The sequence below is a fragment of the Microbulbifer sp. ABF4_148 genome, from assembly GCF_056158985.1.
Genome location: NZ_JBSWUI010000001.1, coordinates 3,037,801 through 3,052,275, shown reverse-complemented (window position 1 = coordinate 3,052,275; position 14,475 = coordinate 3,037,801). Strand labels below are relative to the sequence as shown.

19 protein-coding genes and 20 tRNA genes are annotated in these 14,475 nt (G+C 48.6%); all 39 read left to right on the top strand.

Annotated elements, in window-relative coordinates; all coding sequences use genetic code 11:
- Positions 1–25: 25 nt before the first annotated feature.
- The 39 genes from ACXAD0_RS13480 (at position 26) to ACXAD0_RS13290 (ending at position 14,409) form a co-directional block, all read left to right on the top strand.
- Positions 26–481 carry a hypothetical protein gene (locus ACXAD0_RS13480; protein WP_475087793.1) on the top strand — a complete coding sequence of 152 codons (456 nt, stop codon included), beginning with the start codon at positions 26–28 and terminating at the stop codon, positions 479–481.
- 565 nt (positions 482–1,046) lie between these two features.
- Positions 1,047–1,646 (top strand): TrmH family RNA methyltransferase, encoded by a 600-nt coding sequence (locus tag ACXAD0_RS13475; RefSeq protein WP_475089000.1) that lies wholly within the window; start codon positions 1,047–1,049, stop codon positions 1,644–1,646.
- A gap of 552 nt (positions 1,647–2,198) precedes the next feature.
- Positions 2,199–2,636, top strand: a complete 438-nt coding sequence (locus ACXAD0_RS13470) for a hypothetical protein (RefSeq protein WP_475088998.1) — start codon at positions 2,199–2,201, stop codon at positions 2,634–2,636.
- Positions 2,636–3,142, top strand: a complete 507-nt coding sequence (locus ACXAD0_RS13465) for an energy transducer TonB (RefSeq protein WP_475088996.1) — start codon at positions 2,636–2,638, stop codon at positions 3,140–3,142. Before ACXAD0_RS13470 ends, ACXAD0_RS13465 begins: the two co-directional genes overlap by 1 nt.
- A 126-nt stretch (positions 3,143–3,268) precedes the next feature.
- Positions 3,269–3,685, top strand: a complete 417-nt coding sequence (locus ACXAD0_RS13460; RefSeq protein WP_475088994.1) for a hypothetical protein — start codon at positions 3,269–3,271, stop codon at positions 3,683–3,685.
- A gap of 111 nt (positions 3,686–3,796) precedes the next feature.
- Positions 3,797–4,321: a hypothetical protein gene (locus ACXAD0_RS13455; protein WP_475088993.1), complete on the top strand. Its 525-nt coding sequence runs from the start codon at positions 3,797–3,799 to the stop codon at positions 4,319–4,321.
- A gap of 174 nt (positions 4,322–4,495) precedes the next feature.
- Positions 4,496–4,933, top strand: a complete 438-nt coding sequence (locus tag ACXAD0_RS13450) for a hypothetical protein (RefSeq protein ID WP_475088991.1) — start codon at positions 4,496–4,498, stop codon at positions 4,931–4,933.
- A gap of 114 nt (positions 4,934–5,047) precedes the next feature.
- Positions 5,048–5,416 carry a zinc ribbon domain-containing protein gene (locus tag ACXAD0_RS13445; protein ID WP_233998892.1) on the top strand — a complete coding sequence of 123 codons (369 nt, stop codon included), beginning with the start codon at positions 5,048–5,050 and terminating at the stop codon, positions 5,414–5,416.
- A gap of 132 nt (positions 5,417–5,548) precedes the next feature.
- Positions 5,549–5,935: a hypothetical protein gene (locus ACXAD0_RS13440; RefSeq protein ID WP_475088990.1), complete on the top strand. Its 387-nt coding sequence runs from the start codon at positions 5,549–5,551 to the stop codon at positions 5,933–5,935.
- 86 nt (positions 5,936–6,021) lie between these two features.
- On the top strand, positions 6,022–6,390 hold the full coding sequence (locus tag ACXAD0_RS13435) for a transposase (protein WP_475087012.1): 369 nt from the start codon (positions 6,022–6,024) through the stop codon (positions 6,388–6,390).
- A gap of 11 nt (positions 6,391–6,401) precedes the next feature.
- Positions 6,402–7,244, top strand: coding sequence for an IS3 family transposase (locus ACXAD0_RS13430; protein WP_475090346.1), 843 nt, complete (start codon positions 6,402–6,404; stop codon positions 7,242–7,244).
- 63 nt (positions 7,245–7,307) lie between these two features.
- Positions 7,308–7,679, top strand: coding sequence for a hypothetical protein (locus ACXAD0_RS13425; protein WP_475088989.1), 372 nt, complete (start codon positions 7,308–7,310; stop codon positions 7,677–7,679).
- Positions 7,680–7,835: 156 nt separating this feature from the next.
- Positions 7,836–8,174 (top strand): hypothetical protein, encoded by a 339-nt coding sequence (locus ACXAD0_RS13420; RefSeq protein WP_475088988.1) that lies wholly within the window; start codon positions 7,836–7,838, stop codon positions 8,172–8,174.
- A 413-nt stretch (positions 8,175–8,587) separates the two neighbouring features.
- Complete coding sequence (locus ACXAD0_RS13415; protein WP_475088987.1) at positions 8,588–8,989, top strand: c-type cytochrome; 402 nt, start codon at positions 8,588–8,590, stop codon at positions 8,987–8,989.
- A gap of 271 nt (positions 8,990–9,260) precedes the next feature.
- Positions 9,261–10,178 carry a prolyl oligopeptidase family serine peptidase gene (locus ACXAD0_RS13410; protein ID WP_475088985.1) on the top strand — a complete coding sequence of 306 codons (918 nt, stop codon included), beginning with the start codon at positions 9,261–9,263 and terminating at the stop codon, positions 10,176–10,178.
- A gap of 540 nt (positions 10,179–10,718) precedes the next feature.
- Positions 10,719–10,794: transfer RNA gene (locus tag ACXAD0_RS13405), tRNA-Thr, on the top strand.
- Positions 10,795–11,074: 280 nt separating this feature from the next.
- The gene (locus tag ACXAD0_RS13400; RefSeq protein WP_475088984.1) at positions 11,075–11,227 is read left to right on the top strand and encodes a hypothetical protein; all 153 of its coding nucleotides are present in this window, start codon (positions 11,075–11,077) and stop codon (positions 11,225–11,227) included.
- Positions 11,228–11,395: 168 nt separating this feature from the next.
- A tRNA-Ile gene (locus tag ACXAD0_RS13395) sits at positions 11,396–11,470 on the top strand.
- Between the two features lie 12 nt (positions 11,471–11,482).
- Positions 11,483–11,559: transfer RNA gene (locus ACXAD0_RS13390), tRNA-Glu, on the top strand.
- An 11-nt stretch (positions 11,560–11,570) separates the two neighbouring features.
- A tRNA-Lys gene (locus ACXAD0_RS13385) sits at positions 11,571–11,643 on the top strand.
- Positions 11,644–11,663: 20 nt separating this feature from the next.
- Positions 11,664–11,739 (top strand) — tRNA-Trp (locus tag ACXAD0_RS13380).
- Positions 11,740–11,747: 8 nt separating this feature from the next.
- Positions 11,748–11,822 (top strand) — tRNA-Met (locus ACXAD0_RS13375).
- Between the two features lie 11 nt (positions 11,823–11,833).
- Positions 11,834–11,908, top strand: a tRNA-Phe gene (locus ACXAD0_RS13370).
- Positions 11,909–11,922: 14 nt separating this feature from the next.
- Positions 11,923–11,997, top strand: a tRNA-Asn gene (locus ACXAD0_RS13365).
- Between the two features lie 4 nt (positions 11,998–12,001).
- A tRNA-His gene (locus ACXAD0_RS13360) sits at positions 12,002–12,077 on the top strand.
- Positions 12,078–12,082: 5 nt separating this feature from the next.
- Positions 12,083–12,159, top strand: a tRNA-Arg gene (locus tag ACXAD0_RS13355).
- Between the two features lie 135 nt (positions 12,160–12,294).
- Positions 12,295–12,371: transfer RNA gene (locus ACXAD0_RS13350), tRNA-Leu, on the top strand.
- 5 nt (positions 12,372–12,376) lie between these two features.
- Positions 12,377–12,453: transfer RNA gene (locus ACXAD0_RS13345), tRNA-Leu, on the top strand.
- A gap of 62 nt (positions 12,454–12,515) precedes the next feature.
- On the top strand, positions 12,516–12,731 hold the full coding sequence (locus ACXAD0_RS13340; RefSeq protein WP_475090390.1) for a DUF7230 family protein: 216 nt from the start codon (positions 12,516–12,518) through the stop codon (positions 12,729–12,731).
- A tRNA-Gln gene (locus tag ACXAD0_RS13335) sits at positions 12,689–12,762 on the top strand. Before ACXAD0_RS13340 ends, ACXAD0_RS13335 begins: the two co-directional genes overlap by 43 nt.
- A 61-nt stretch (positions 12,763–12,823) precedes the next feature.
- Positions 12,824–12,898, top strand: a tRNA-Cys gene (locus ACXAD0_RS13330).
- A 6-nt stretch (positions 12,899–12,904) separates the two neighbouring features.
- A tRNA-Asp gene (locus ACXAD0_RS13325) sits at positions 12,905–12,981 on the top strand.
- A gap of 5 nt (positions 12,982–12,986) precedes the next feature.
- Positions 12,987–13,064, top strand: a tRNA-Pro gene (locus ACXAD0_RS13320).
- A gap of 12 nt (positions 13,065–13,076) precedes the next feature.
- Positions 13,077–13,154, top strand: a tRNA-Thr gene (locus tag ACXAD0_RS13315).
- Between the two features lie 52 nt (positions 13,155–13,206).
- Positions 13,207–13,277, top strand: a tRNA-Gly gene (locus tag ACXAD0_RS13310).
- A 7-nt stretch (positions 13,278–13,284) separates the two neighbouring features.
- Positions 13,285–13,361: transfer RNA gene (locus ACXAD0_RS13305), tRNA-Arg, on the top strand.
- A gap of 17 nt (positions 13,362–13,378) precedes the next feature.
- Positions 13,379–13,669 carry a hypothetical protein gene (locus ACXAD0_RS13300; RefSeq protein ID WP_475088983.1) on the top strand — a complete coding sequence of 97 codons (291 nt, stop codon included), beginning with the start codon at positions 13,379–13,381 and terminating at the stop codon, positions 13,667–13,669.
- Between the two features lies 1 nt (position 13,670).
- Positions 13,671–13,746: transfer RNA gene (locus ACXAD0_RS13295), tRNA-Arg, on the top strand.
- Positions 13,747–13,842: 96 nt separating this feature from the next.
- Positions 13,843–14,409 (top strand): HNH endonuclease, encoded by a 567-nt coding sequence (locus ACXAD0_RS13290; RefSeq protein WP_475088981.1) that lies wholly within the window; start codon positions 13,843–13,845, stop codon positions 14,407–14,409.
- The last annotated feature ends 66 nt before the right edge of the window (positions 14,410–14,475 follow it).

The window sequence follows — 14,475 nt, the reverse complement described above, 5'->3', positions numbered from 1 at the left end:
TTTTTTCATCCCATTGGTGTCCCATGTGTCAGATAATCTGGTGGTGCCAGAAGACATTCACGGGATGATTACAGAACGCGGGTGCAGCCAAGTATCTGATTTTTACTCACGAGTATCTATTAAACGGCCGCCTTATGCTGTGAATGTTGCTCCTTACGGAAAGTGGGAAGTCGCTGTATGGTGCACAACTGACATGGACAAAGAGGAGTATTTGCGAGAGTACACCTTATTGCTACATTTCGATGATCCAGAGCACCCCATGGCGTCGTGTCCTAGCAAAATTGAATCTATAGATTTCATTGGAGGCTTGGAATTCAAAGATATAAGTGACCCTGCCAATTGGTATCAATTTGTAGGTACAAATGAAGAGATATCCAGCTTGGAAAAAATTGAAACCAAAGGGATTTTGAGTATATATGATGGTACAGGAGCTATTTATGTGTGCCTAAATGGAAGGTGGGCTGCAAGATTCTTGCACTAAATGCTAACAAAGCAATGCAGCCGACATTTAAAGCGATGCTCCTTTTGTGCATGTTCGCTGCGCTCACATTTGATACACAAAAGCCGCTCCGCTTTAAATGCGGCTGATTGCGGCGTTATGCGGCAAATTAAGTCATGGCAAAGTTAATCCTATTTTCCGGAGTATCGATATTTGCTTATACGTTGCTCGCTATGATTTTTGGGCTGCCGGAGTTAGCCGATTTCCTTCCTCTAAATTGGGTACACTCGGTACCGAGTCGAGGTTTTTACAAAGTGGTACCATCGGAGGGAAATAACCTAAGTGGTTTGTTCACGCTGTGTTTCGGGGGGCTTCTGGCTCTGGTTGGTTACTTTCTAAACCGAATAAAAGGTTAGTAGCTTAGTGCTAAGGTTGCGGGGCGCATAACAAGCGCATGCAGCATGCTCCGGGCCTTTGGCCCTCCGCGGGACGCCCAACGCTATGCACATTTTGTGCGGGTCGCTGCGCTCCCAGATTCGCACAAAACGTGCATAGCATTGGTCGCCCCTGTTGCGGGCGTTAACGCTTCAGTACTAGAGGGATTCGCATGGAACGAAGTACTGGTAAAAGCTCTATTCGCAATCGAGCAAATGAAATTAAATTAATGCGGTGCAGAAATTTAATCGCCGTAATTGAAAATCCTAGAGATTCGATAAATATAGGCACCATTGTCAGAAATATAGACGCTTTAGGCGTTGAAAAAACATACGTGATTGATGAGAGCGGTGTTTTGCCTGCTGATTGGGAGGATATGAGAAACGATCGCTTACTTAACAAGATATCGGTGTCAGCTATAAAGAGAAGCTTTGTAAAAGTCTTCTCTAGCACACAAGATTGTATTAATCACTTATCGGAAAATAATTTTTTTTCAATCGTTACTTCACCCCACTTGCAGGGAAAGGAAAATTGTTTATTGCATGAGGGTGTCTACACACAAAGAAAATTGGCGGTGTGGTTCGGAAATGAATCATATGGGTTAAGCAGCGAGGCAATTGAAAATTCCAAGTTTTGTATTAACATTCCAATGTGTGGTTTTGTAGAAAGTCTCAATCTCGCAACTGCAACAGGAATAGTATTCTACGAAGTCACTAAGCAAAGAAGAGCGTACATCGAAGAAAAACTAAAGACTCAGGACATGGCGCGTTAACAAAGCAATGCAGCCGACGTCTTACTTTGTGTGATTTTTGCACGATTGCTGCGCGCCCATTTTCGTGCAAAAAGCACACAAAGTAAGCCGCGGCTGATTGCGGCGTTATGAGTAAAGCATGAACGAGATCATCGCAATACTTCTAGTTCCATTGGTGGCAGCCATGTTCTGTATGGTTCCGGTTTGGTTCGTGGTTGTTTCTAAATACTTTTCCTATCTCAGAGAGCATCATCCAGAGACTTATCGGGAAATGGGGCAACCTACATTGTTCTCAAATAATACGCCTTCCAACAATGTGTCGTTCTTAAGATATATCTTTGGTAATTCGTATTTAGCATCAGGTGATAGTCTGTTGGTTTCAAAGAGTCTTTTCCTTAAAAGGTTCTTCTGCAGTTGCCTAGTCATATTTATTACAGTTATTGTGGGGGTAGCAGGGCTTGGTCACTCATAACAAAGCAATGGTGCAACAGCCCAGCAAGCTGGGCTTGGACCTCCGTTCCAGGCCTTCGGCCTTCCGCTACGGCCGCACATTGCGGCGTTATGCAAAAAACCATGTATAAACTATGTGCAGTATTAATCTTTTTCTCTGTTGGGGCTTTCGCAACAATTGTAAACTACCCCATCGAAATCAAAGAGAATAAGAAAGGTGATGCCTACGTAATTACAGCAAACCTTACGAGAGATCTTAAAGGTCAGGAATATGTTGTAGATGAGGCGAGAATTACCTTTCTTTCACCCAACCCTAAAGTTGGCGAGGGTAACTCTTCATATACAACTTACGAATTTAGAAAAAATGCGTTCTGTGAGTGTGAAACAGAGTGTAGTGATACCTTTTTAGTGTCGAATAAAAGTCCAGAGTTCAGCTTTGTCTGGGATGGAAAAGACGATAAATGTAATTTGGCTGAGCCTGGGATTTATAAATTGGAGCTAAAAGCAAATATAGGCAACTTTAGGGCGTATCTTTCAAGCGATTGGATTCGGGTCAAATAATGCATAACAAGTCGGTGTTGTCGCCGCCAAAAAACGGCGGCTGGGACTGTCAACCCGCTGCGCGGCTTGCCAGCCCCAAACCTCAGCGTTATGCGATCACCCAAAAAAATGGAGAAATGATGAAATTTGTAATAATTGTTTGTCTGGCGATGCTCGTTTCAGCATGCACTACTACATCCGAGCAGTATTTAGTTTCTGATCCTATAGAGGTGGAAATTGATAAGTTGGGTGATTTCTGGGTTCCAAAAGATAAGACAATTGGATTTAGGATTTCACCTAATCGAGTGCCGGTAGCTGGTGCTTCTGGCTTTGTTAGAGTGCGCTTCCTTATTGATTCAAATGGCAACGTATATGACCCAAAAATAATTGAGTCAATGCCAAAAGGAGCTTGGGATGAAAGCGCAGTAGAAGCCAGTTCTCGACAAAAATATGTTCCATCAGAAGATAACGAAAAGCTAGTACCGGTATATGTAACTCAAACGATAAAATTCAGCTTTGGCGCATAACAATCAGCGGCAGAGCGACAGCAAACGCTACGCACCTTTTGTGTTACTCGCTGGCGCTCAAACACTAACACAAAATGCGCTCCGCGCTGGCTGCGCCTGCGCTGGGCGTTATGAGCTTGGTGAGTCATGTTTAAGCACATTGTGAAAATTATGGCCTTTTTGTTTTGTGGGTATGCTATGGCTGATGGGCTTCCTCGAAATACAGAGGTAACACCAGAAAATGCCGAGTCGCTTTCCATTCAACTGAAAAAAATTGATTCGGGAAGCGCAGAAACTTATCTGTATCTTCTTGAGTTTTCCGACAAACTTGGGAATTGCATGGCTGGCCGAGTTCAAACCAGTCTAATGCTTGCTAAAAACGAAATTTCAGGCTCTTCGATGGACTATCAAGTCGGTAGCTCTAAACCAACTGTTTTGCTCCACATGCCCGCGTCCGGATATGACATGGCTGTTACTTTGCAGTATTGCTGTTCAACGGACTTGTATCCTGGCTGTGAGAAATCAATCTCAATCAGTTCAGTTAAGAGTTTTGCGCCACAGTGAAGTTCGCTCATAACAATCGCAAGCAGGATGCTCCGGCCCTGCGGGCCTCCGCGGGACGCCCAACGCTATGCACATTCTGTGCGGGTCGCTGCGCTCCCATTTTCGCACAAAATGTACACAGCATTGGTTGCCCCTGTTGCGGGCGTTAAAGCAACAATGAAAAAAATACGACTTCAGATTTTGGCTTTATTTTTTCTATCGATTTCATCCTATGGAAGTGAAGATTGTGTACGAGCAGATCCCGTGACAATTGTTGAGGATAGAAGTGCCGTCTCTTCATATTCCGCAGTTGTTGGTGAAGACGGCGAGTTAGAAGAAAGTTTTATCTTAAGTAATGGGGTGAGAGTAAAAATTAGACAATTTGGTTGTGCTCATTTTGGTCTTTCCTATCAGTTTAGGATGCCTGATGTAAGCAACCCTGAAAAAATTATTATGCTCAAATCTACTATGGCATCAATTTCAAATGTTTCTGGCTCTTTCTCTCAATCTATCTCGAATGCCATATCAAAGCTCAAACAAAACGAGCCCATCCCTGAAGAAATCACGCTTAGGGAAGGGTTTGCATGGCTCTACTTGTCCAGTGAACGTACTACAAATGGCGAGTTATTCATGGTGTCATATGACGTTGCTCTGTAGCGCTTTAACAAAGCCAGGCAAGTTGCTCCAGGCCTTCGGCCCTCCGCGGGACAGCTTACCTTGTGCACCTTTTGCGCAGGTCGCTTCGCTCCCATTTTCGCGCAAAACGCGCACAAGGTAAGCTGCCCCTGCTGGCGGCGTTAGAGCGCAATGAGTCGAAGCATTCGAGATTACGTGAAGATATATAGTTCTGGAATTCATGGAATACTGGATTTCTTTGTTGTTGCTGGTTTACTTTATTTGGTCGCGTATGAAATTGGCCCTGCTCTAATAGTGCTTTGGATAGTTTCTGTCGCTTGGGCAATTTTTTGGGGTTGGAAGATTAGCGATTGGTACATCCCTATAGAAGGTGAAAAATGGCTAATTGAGCCATATGTAGCAACACTGGCAATTACTTTAATAACAGCACTTTCTTCATGGGCGAGCTTTCTCTTGTTGTATGAATTGAGCCCTTGGGATTCAGGTAGTGCCGATGTGGGTAGTGCGCTGAGTGGAGGCATAATTTTCGGGTTATATGGATTCGTTCTGTCTTTGCCGGTTACTATTCCTATAAGCGTAGTTCTAGGCAAGTATTTGTACGCTTTTATATTAATTAACCATGAAGCCAGGTAATGCTCTAACAAGCGGCTGTTATCGCCCCTCCGGGGCTGGGACGGCCTTTACGCTGCTTCGCAGCTTCTAGCCCGCCCCAAAGCCGAGCGTTAGGCGGTAATTGAGAAAGCAGAAATGAAAATAGATTATTCAAAATATTCTAGAGAAGAGCTTGAGCAGGCATATAGAACGATAAATATCAGTGAGCATCCTGAGCGCTTCGAAGAGCTCAAAAAATGGATAGCAATTCGAGACTCCGAGCCCCAAGAGAATCCCAATCCTGCATTAAGGGCAACAGGAGGCACAAAACATAGTTGCATGAAATGTGGCCATGAAAATTATGATTTGGGTGAGTTCCATGCTGCAGGTAGTGGCTTGGCAAAATTTTTTGATATACAAACATCAAAATTCACAACGGTTTCGTGTCGTAGATGCAGTTACACCGAAGTCTATCGATGCTCCAAAGATCGCATATCGGATGTATTGGATATATTTGTGGGGTGATTCGCCTAACAAGCAGCGGCAGAGCGACAACCAACGCTACGCACATTTTGTGTTACTCGCTGCCGCTCGAACATTAACACAAAATGTACTCCGCGCTGGCTGCGCCTGCGCTGGGCGTTAGTGTTGAAAATTATGAACCAAGACCTAGATAAAAAATTAAACCTTCCGATGATTCTGTATGTCGTAGTTGCAATTTTTATGCTTATCGGCGTTGTGTCAGCGTACGAAATGATTCTCGCTATATTTAATGGCAGGTTGGTGCTTGAACTAGGTGTGCTGCTGTTACCTTGTGCTTACGGCCTTACTCAGCTGAGTAGGGGGTGGCGTTTAGCTTCTATAGTCGCATCGTTAGTTATGCTTTTCGTTAATGGAGTAGGAATTGCCTTGCTTTATTTCCATTCTGAGCCAGTAAGCCCTTCGGCATATTTTTATTCTGCCATTTCTGCTGTTCTTTTAATGTTGGTCTATGGAATACTCGTAAGCGATAAAGTATCAGCATTATTTTCGAGTGAACACTAACAAGTCAAAGCAAGCCGACGCGCTTGGGCGCGTGATCTGTAACCACTTTTGTGGACGGTATTTACTGTTCATGAAAGAGGTCCAGAATGGGACAAACGAAAAAGCGTAACTACGACCGTTACACATTGGCTTATAAGCTACAGGCCGTTAAGTTGGCCAATCATCCTGACGTTAGGTCAAAGGATGTGGCAGAATCCCTCGGCATACATCCGGTGATGCTATATCGGTGGCAGATGGAGCATCGCAGGGGAGATCTGAAGGAAAATAAGCACATGAAGCCGAGCAAGCCGTCACCGAAACGTCGTCCCGATAGAGCTGATCCAGTAAAAGAAGCAGAAGAGAAGCTGGCTGCTGCAGAGAAGAAAATTAAGAAGTTGGAGCGCGAACTGGCAAATCGCAATGATGAGATCGATTTGCTAAAAAAGGCCGAGCGGTTCTTCCAGCGGAAAAAGTAAAGCTCTTCGAGCTGGTTGAGAAGAACCGCAAAGGGCGGGATGTAAGAAAGCTCTGTAACCTATTAGGCGTATCGAAGAGCGGCTTCTATGCCTGGCGCAGTCGCGAAGAGAGTGAGCGACGTAAGCACGATCGGCGCCTTACTGACGCCATTGTAGAGCTGCATCAGGGGTTCCGGAAGGCTTACGGTGCGCGCAGAGTACATCAGCAGCTGAAGCGTAACGGCCTACCGTGTAGTGTTAGGCGCGTATCGCGGCTGATGAAATGCGCAGGTATCAAGGCCTCTAGCAGAGGGCTCTACACCTGGAACCCAGGCAAGCATGAATTTTACTCGGCGACAGGCAATCAACTTGGAGTAGCTGATCCCGCGGATTCCGTCGGTCGCCAGTGGGCCGGAGACTTTACTTATATAAAGACCGGAACTGGCTGGCTATATCATGCCGTTGTGATCGACTTGTTTACGAGATCGGTGATTGGCTGGTCCTTCAGTAGGAAGCGTAATAGCGAGCTGACGAAGAGTGCCCTAAAGATGGCCTTGGCGCGCCAGAAACCAAAGGCTGGCTGTATATTCCATTCTGACCAGGGAATTGAATATGCCGCACATGAGTATCGAGAGCTTGTTGAGTCGGCAGGGATGACAAGGAGTATGAGCCGAAAGGGCAATCCGCTGGATAATGCCATCGTTGAATCGTTCTTCCACAGTATGAAGACAGAACTTGTCCATCAGCGGATGTTTCAGAACGAAATCGATGCAGTGGCTCATATCATCGAATACATAGAGTTCTATAACCGAGAGCGGCTCCACTCCAGTCTCGGCTATCAATCGCCCTCAGAGTATGAAAAACTGGCGGCATAAAGTGTCCACGAAAGTGGTAGCAGATCATGCCGGTTAACACGGCGTTATGCATCGGAGAATTTCGTGCAAGAACCAATAAGAAATGCGAAGTTACTATTTTACGTATTAGGATTTCTCGCTGCGGCAGTCTCTGTATTGTTATTACTCTTCATCGCCGCGTCTGATATTCTGGATGTCCTTGCATTTAGTGGGCAGGTTATATTGATCAGCACCGCGTCGTTCGCGGGGCTAAATTTCGCCATTGGCTGGGGCTTTCTGAAAATGAAAGTATGGGCCTGGTATGCCGGTCTTACTGAGATGCTCATAATTGTCTTGTGGGCCCTCTATCAACTAGTTAATTTTGATTTAGGAGGTCTTACATTGCTTGTATTAAGTGGCTCTGTACTCGCTTGGCTATGGAGTAATAAGTCAGCTCTCCGCGAGTTCCATGCATAACAAGCACAGGCAATATGCTCCGGCCCTTCGGGCCTCCGCGGGACGTCTTACCTTGTGCACCTTTTGCGCAGGTCGCTACGCTCCCAGTTTTGCGCAAAACGCGCACAAGGTAAGCCGCCCCTGCTGTGGGCGTTATAGCTTCAAGTAGAAAGTAGTATGGAAAAACATAAATATATTAAGTTGCTTGACTACTGCGTGAGTAAAAATGGCTCGTATCACATGGAGCCAGCACTCGTAAATGCGAATATTACAGAAAGTGACTTTGAACTAATTCGCGATAGCATATTCATAAATGCCAATACTCAGGCTCCCGCGCCAAGTAAAAATGACGTTTTTGGATGGCGTCTGAGGCCAGAAGCTGTTTTTGGCTACCTTACTTATAAGCAATATGAGCATGCGGAGAAGTCTGCTAAAAGAGCCATGTACACGGCAGTCGTTTCTTTGGGAGTTGCGGTCCTTACATTGGTTGTTACCGCCTTCGGAGTTTGGCTATAACAAGGCCGGGCAATTTGCTCCGGGCCTGCGCCCCTCCGCGGGACAGCTTACCTTGTGCACCTTTTGCGCAGGTCACTTTGCTCCCATTTTCGCGCAAAACGTGCACAAGGTAAGCTGCCCCTGCCGGCGGCGTTAGGTACCCGAGTTACCCATAGAAAGTAGACACCTCACTACTACTAAATGAGGGTCTAACCATGACTAAGAAAAAGAGCTTTGCGCCAAGCAATAGCGTATGACTTGCCCGATGCTGCGTCTGCCAAATATCGTTGTGCTCAGGGTCGAATACACTCATGCGCCAAACTAATCGGGCTGATTGTCTAACCGTATGACGGTGTTGGCTTCCTGTGAGACTATAAAATCGTAACTTCATACTCCCCTGTATAACAGACTTGAGACCTGACCAGGAGAAAATCATGTTTCGTACTATAGCGTTAGTACTGTCATTCCTGTCATTCGGTGTGCACGCGGATAATCCCTCCGGTAAGCATCTGGCATATGTGGTGGGTTGTGTAAATTGTCATCATCAAACGGCGAAAGACGTCATAAATGCTCCTCCCCTTGTTATGGTGAAGGCTTACTCGATAGAGGAATTTCGCAATTTGATGAGGGAGGGGGTAACAAGAGCAGGGCGCGATATGGCTGCGGAAGGTAGCGTCATGGGATTCGTATCTAAAGAACAGTTTTCCCATATGACGGATCAGGAAGTGGTCGCACTGTACAACTACCTTTCCGTAGAGTGGACTGCGGAGCAGGGTCTGGAAGAAGAGAAGAAGATCCCACTTTACTTTAAAACCTCGCAAGATTCTGCTGAATAGCCACGTGCCCTGTAACCAATGAATAGAGGGTGGTGGCTAAAGCTTTGGTACAAGCTGCTGCAGATAAAGAACCGTCATAGAACGGTATATCGCAAACAACAATGGCCGTCATTATATCTGGTGCGCTGTGTTCTTTTATTGATCGCTTCGGTTTGATGACGCTTGTATAGACAGATTTACTTTACCTGTAGGAGGTTGTCGATCTGTCCTAATTGTCCAACGAAATCCGCCTTGTAATTAATAAAAGTATAAAAAGTTTTCGGAGCAAGAAATGCGCATACATTCAGTCATTACCTGTATTTGCCTTTTGGCGGTTTTCGCGAGCAGTGCCAACGCCCAGTCCCGGATTGATAAAAATGTCGTCTACGGTATGCATTCCGGGTTGGCACTACTCATGGATATCCATTATCCCGATCGACCCAACGGTAAAGGGGTCATATTTATTATGGGGAATGGTTGGCATCAGGAGTTGTCATATGACGCCCAGCCTTTGAGGGAGATGGCGATGTTTCCGGAGTTCGGCGCTCCGGCGTTAGTTGAAGCGGGCTATACGGTGTTTGCCATAAGCCATCGCGCTGCGCCACGGTTCCATTACCCCGCTGCGGTGGAAGATGCCCGTCGGGCGATGCGTTTTATCCGCCGTAACAGTGAGCAGTACCAGATTGACCCGAACCGCATCGGAGCGGCAGGTATGTCGTCCGGGGCGTATCTCGCTCATATGCTCGGAACCCTTGAGGAGGATAGCTCCATCGATGGTCGCCGCCTGCACGGGGATAGTTCGAGGGCGCAGGCCGTGGTAGCGCTCGCAGGGCCGGGAGATCTGCTTGCGTTTGCGAGCTCACCCGAGGGTGCGCGCCATGTGGTTGCCTCATTTATGGGTGCAGTGTATTGGCAAAGGATGGGCCCGGACTCTGCGGAAGGGGAACTCTACCAGGAGGCCTCACCGGTAGGGCATGTTTCGGAAGATGATGCGCCAGTGCTACTGGTGCACGGCAAAATGGACCGTGTCGTGCCATATGCTCAGAGCGAAGCCATGTACCACGCGCTCCAGAAAGTGGGCGTGGAATCGCGGCTGATCTCAATACCCGAAGTTGGTCATGATCTTGGCCTGTTCCAGGAAGCGCCGCCCGTAAATGTTACGCAGGAGATGATCGGGTGGTTTGACCACCATCTGAAGAGCGATCGCTAGCGAGAGAGTCGTATCAGGTATATTCGCTTACGTTATGGGAGGCTTGCTGATGCTCCCATCGCTCGCATTCGCAAGTCTCCATTTACCGGTAACAGATCTTTGACGATGTTTCCTTTCTGTTTCTTCCCTTGGCGCCATAACGGGTGACGCTGGCACTGCAGCGAAGGGGGGAGGTGCAGGTATGTTGGAGAGTATTGGGCCGGTGGAAGTGACCGCATAGAGTCCTGCAAGTCAGGCAGATCACATTAGACGCCAAATTGACGTTTTTTAGTCAATACCTATTGATTATTCAATTCATCAAATTAGAATCGCCAGCTATTCTTTAACCAGATCAGTAATTCGACGAGGCAAGTCGGTGTATCAACCCTTAAGACACTCTACAAATCGTCTGAACGCGGCTTCCGCAGGGAAGCGGTGTGATTTTATATGGGATGAACATCTCCTGTATTGATTGCCTCTCGGTGTACGGGAGGCTGCGAGCCTCCTGGAATCCGGTTGTAAAAACCCCCTCAGGTTCGCCTCAGGGGGTTTTTTGTTTTTGGTCTGATAGCTCATCGGGTAGGAGCACCCGCTTCGTAAGCGGGCGGAGGCGGTTCGAGTCCGCCGCGGACCACCAATTGAGGAAGCAAACTTGGTTTTAAACACCAAATTGAACAGGCACTGAGCGTATGAAAAGACGCTCCCTACCGGCTTAGCGCCCATCATTTTATGCTGTTTCAGACGGTAGGGCAGGCGACCGCTTGAAGTTTGTAACCTATTGAAAAATATACAAAAAATGTCAAAAAAAGTTGTTGCGGAAGTGAAAAACCGTGATAACGTTTAAACAGAACTTGCGGGGCGCGAACCCGCAGATGGAATTTTGAAACAGGCGAGTTTTTTACTTTCTGGAAATCATTATGTGTAAGTGGCATCAACAGAGGCAGACGATCGAGATCACCCTGATACAGGGGCGGGATCTCTTTGCCCTGGATATGCCAGGCAGTTTTGTATGTTCGTTACCCAATCCGATGAAAGGTAATGAGATTGAGAGCGAGCGTATGAAAGCGTAGTACGACCTGTCCGGTCGGCTGCGCGCCAACCGGATACTTGAGCGACTAACGCGATAGAACCCGGTTGGCATCCGCCAATCGGGTTTTTTCGTTTTGGCGGTTTGTAAAAGTGTTTCCGGCACTGACACCCGGAGTGTTTTTTAACAAGTTGGTCGTTGTTGATTTGTTTGCGGTGTAGCTCAGCGGTAGAGCAGACGCTTGATAAGCGTCAGGTCGTCAGTTCAATTCTGGCTGCCGCAACCAACTCTTATTGATACCCCTTTGGTCTATTTGGCTAAGGATAGCTGGCTTTCAATCAGCAGGTACGGGTTCGAAGCCCGTAAGGGGTACCAGTGTTTCTTGTAGGGGCTTGGCAGACCGGTCATGCACCTGGCTTTTAACCAGGCAGAAGGAGGGTTCGATTCCCCCAGCTCCTACAAGACATATTGGATATTGCCAGTCGGTAGCTCAATGGGCAGAGCACCGGATTCCAAATCCGGCGGTTGGGGGTTCAACTCCCTCCCGGCTGGCCAGAATGGCATGCGGGATAGAGCAGCGGTAGCTCACCGCCCTCATAAGGCGAAGGTCCCGGGTTCGAATCCCGGTCCCGCATCCAAATTCTGACGTGCACCGTTAGCTCAGGTGGTAGAGCAGCCGGTTGAAGCCCGGTGCGCGCAAGTTCGAACCTTGCACGGTGCACCAGATATTTAAGTCATTCGGGGATAGCAAAGTGGTAATGCGCCTGGCTGTTAACCAGGAGAGCGTCGGTTCGATCCCGACTCCCCGAGCCAAGTAGTGGTGTCGCTAGCTCAGTGGCAGAGCATCCGGCTGTGAACCGGAAGACCAGGGTTCGATTCCCGGCTTCACCCCAACAACGCGTCCGTGGCCAAACTGGATAAGGCACTGGCCTACGAAGCCAAAGAGTGAAGGTTCAAATCCTTCCGGGCGCGCCATATTGCAGCGGTCACATCCTTCTCCCGATTCGTTGCACGGGGGGCTGCCAATGGGTAGTCATGTTCATCGCGCTGGTGGGGCGGTGAAAAGAATCCAAACCCAACGCGTAATGCGGGGTTTTGTCAGTTTGCACAGCGCCAGTGGTGGAAAGGGTATACACATCAGCCTTAAACCCTGATTGCTGCGAGTTCGACTCTCGCCTGGCGCACCAGATTTGGCCGAGTGGTGGAATGGGCATACACGCCTGGCTTAGAACCAGGATTCTGGGGGTTCGAATCCCTCCTCGGCTACCAACTGATAGTCTATTTGCCTCGCTAACGAGAGAGACATTGCCAAACATACATGGAGATAGGGAATGAAGAAGAAAAAGTCACGCAACTATGTCGCGAAGTACGCGCGACAATTTAACCGGCCCGCTGTACACCGTAATCGCAAAGCGGACGAAAAGGCAGGCCGTAAACAGAAACATAAAGAGAGGTATTGCCAGGGTGTTTGCAGAATTTCCTGGCAATACCTCTCAGATCTTCTTGGCGATTGGAGTAACGGTAACTCGCAGGTCTCTGAAACCTGAATCGGGGATTCGAATTCCCCATCGCCAGCCAGTTTGGCAATGACTGGCTTCTGCAGCGCTACCGACTGCTGGTTCTAGGTTGTCCAGTTTAAGTCCGGTTGGCTGAGCGGTTAGGCAGTGGTCTGCAAAATCACTTGAGGCGAGTTCAACTCTCGCACCGGACTCCAGATATCGCCCGATTAGCATAGAGGCCTAATGCAAGCGCCTGTCGAGCGCGAGAGCGCCGGTTCGAATCCGGCATCGGGCGCCAGTATTCGGTGTATAGCTCAGTCTGCGTAGAGCGCATGGTTTGGGTCCATGAGGCCGGGGGTTCGAATCCCTCTGCACCGACCAGTCCATTGATTTGCCCGTGTAACTCAGTTGGTCAGAGTACCTGCCTTGTAAGCAGGAAGCCGCCGGTTCGAATCCAGGCCTCGGGCACCAACACTATCTCGCGTTCGATCGGGAATTCGAACATCTAATTAGATCTATTTCTGCGGTGGTAACCAACCGGCCGGGTGACAGGCTTCCAACCTGTTTAAACGGGTTCGACTCCCGTCCACCGCTCAAACTTGATCTCGTAGCTCAACTGAAGAGAGCCCCAGCCTCCGAAGCTGGTCGATGCCGGTTTGAATCCGGCCGGGATCGCCAACCGAGGAGGGCATTTTATGCGTCTTTTGATTAGTGGCGCCAGCCACCAGTCTGCGCTGGCCGCGCGCAGCTATAGCGCGGCAAAGCGCTTGATTCGGGAGAATCCTGTAGCGGTCGTACAGGTAGTCCAACCGGACCCGTCACGGGAGAACCTGATTGGGTTTCTGTCATGGTGCAACGGGAGGCATTGCCTGCCCGCACAAGTGGTGCTGAATCAGGTTGCACCTGAAGAGCGCCGTCTGGCTGCCGGATACCTGCTGGCCAGAGGGTATCGCACGCTGGACCGGATCACCTTTATCAAGCAGTAACGTGCCCGTAGTTCAATTGGCAGAGCAGGACCCTTCTAAGGTCTCAGTTGCAGGTTCGAATCCTGCCGGGCATGCCAAACAACGACCAGCAATTGTGTACGGGGAGAGCCGTCAGAAGAACCCGGGGTCTAACCGGATAAGAGTGAAATCACTGAGCAGCACAGGGAAGCATGATGAAACAGGTATTGTATGTGGATTCCGGGGGAATCCCTATCCGTTGGATCAGTATGGAAGCGGCAGCGAGTCTGTATGCGCGCGGGCAGGTGCTTTGGGAAACCGGTGCACCACAGCGAACCCTGCGAGGCGGACGAACGCGACTGGGGCAGCAGTCGATACTGGCGGTTTCTCCGGTTGTGGCGGGTAGTCGGAAAAACCTGCGCAAGCAGACGACGCCGCATTTGACCAATGCCGCGCTGTTTTCCCGGGATGGCTATCTCTGCCTATATTGTGGATTGCGCTTCAGTGAAAGGCTGCTGACCCGCGACCACATTGTCCCGGTTTCGCGCGGAGGACATGACTGCTGGGAAAACACCTGTGCTGCCTGTCGATCATGCAACCAGCGTAAGGGCGCGCGGACGCCAGAGGAAGCCGGCATGCCACTGATTGCTGTGCCCTTTGTACCGAACCCCTTTGAAGCGGTTCTCCTGCAAGCACGGCACATTATTGCCGACCAGATGAGTTACCTGCAGTTCGGACTAAGTAAACGGAGGGACTGGCAGGCGGTAACAGGAAGAAGTTGATGAATATGGAATTTGAAGAGAAAAATATTTTAGAAATTAGGCCAGCAATGGCAAGGACCTCCGTCA

What these genes read in the sequence shown, in the direction of transcription:
- ACXAD0_RS13290 (WP_475088981.1), top strand. Translation starts at nt 13,843, where the DNA reads ATGAAACAGGTATTGTATGTGGATTCCGGGGGAATCCCTATCCGTTGG.
- ACXAD0_RS13455 (WP_475088993.1), top strand. Translation starts at nt 3,797, where the DNA reads ATGTACACAGCATTGGTTGCCCCTGTTGCGGGCGTTAAAGCAACAATG.
- ACXAD0_RS13465 (WP_475088996.1), top strand. Translation starts at nt 2,636, where the DNA reads ATGCATAACAAGTCGGTGTTGTCGCCGCCAAAAAACGGCGGCTGGGAC.
- ACXAD0_RS13340 (WP_475090390.1), top strand. Translation starts at nt 12,516, where the DNA reads ATGAAGAAGAAAAAGTCACGCAACTATGTCGCGAAGTACGCGCGACAA.
- ACXAD0_RS13435 (WP_475087012.1), top strand. Translation starts at nt 6,022, where the DNA reads ATGGGACAAACGAAAAAGCGTAACTACGACCGTTACACATTGGCTTAT.
- ACXAD0_RS13440 (WP_475088990.1), top strand. Translation starts at nt 5,549, where the DNA reads ATGAACCAAGACCTAGATAAAAAATTAAACCTTCCGATGATTCTGTAT.
- ACXAD0_RS13445 (WP_233998892.1), top strand. Translation starts at nt 5,048, where the DNA reads ATGAAAATAGATTATTCAAAATATTCTAGAGAAGAGCTTGAGCAGGCA.
- ACXAD0_RS13470 (WP_475088998.1), top strand. Translation starts at nt 2,199, where the DNA reads ATGTATAAACTATGTGCAGTATTAATCTTTTTCTCTGTTGGGGCTTTC.
- ACXAD0_RS13300 (WP_475088983.1), top strand. Translation starts at nt 13,379, where the DNA reads ATGCGTCTTTTGATTAGTGGCGCCAGCCACCAGTCTGCGCTGGCCGCG.
- ACXAD0_RS13460 (WP_475088994.1), top strand. Translation starts at nt 3,269, where the DNA reads ATGTTTAAGCACATTGTGAAAATTATGGCCTTTTTGTTTTGTGGGTAT.
- ACXAD0_RS13475 (WP_475089000.1), top strand. Translation starts at nt 1,047, where the DNA reads ATGGAACGAAGTACTGGTAAAAGCTCTATTCGCAATCGAGCAAATGAA.
- ACXAD0_RS13415 (WP_475088987.1), top strand. Translation starts at nt 8,588, where the DNA reads ATGTTTCGTACTATAGCGTTAGTACTGTCATTCCTGTCATTCGGTGTG.
- ACXAD0_RS13410 (WP_475088985.1), top strand. Translation starts at nt 9,261, where the DNA reads ATGCGCATACATTCAGTCATTACCTGTATTTGCCTTTTGGCGGTTTTC.
- ACXAD0_RS13400 (WP_475088984.1), top strand. Translation starts at nt 11,075, where the DNA reads ATGTGTAAGTGGCATCAACAGAGGCAGACGATCGAGATCACCCTGATA.
- ACXAD0_RS13420 (WP_475088988.1), top strand. Translation starts at nt 7,836, where the DNA reads ATGGAAAAACATAAATATATTAAGTTGCTTGACTACTGCGTGAGTAAA.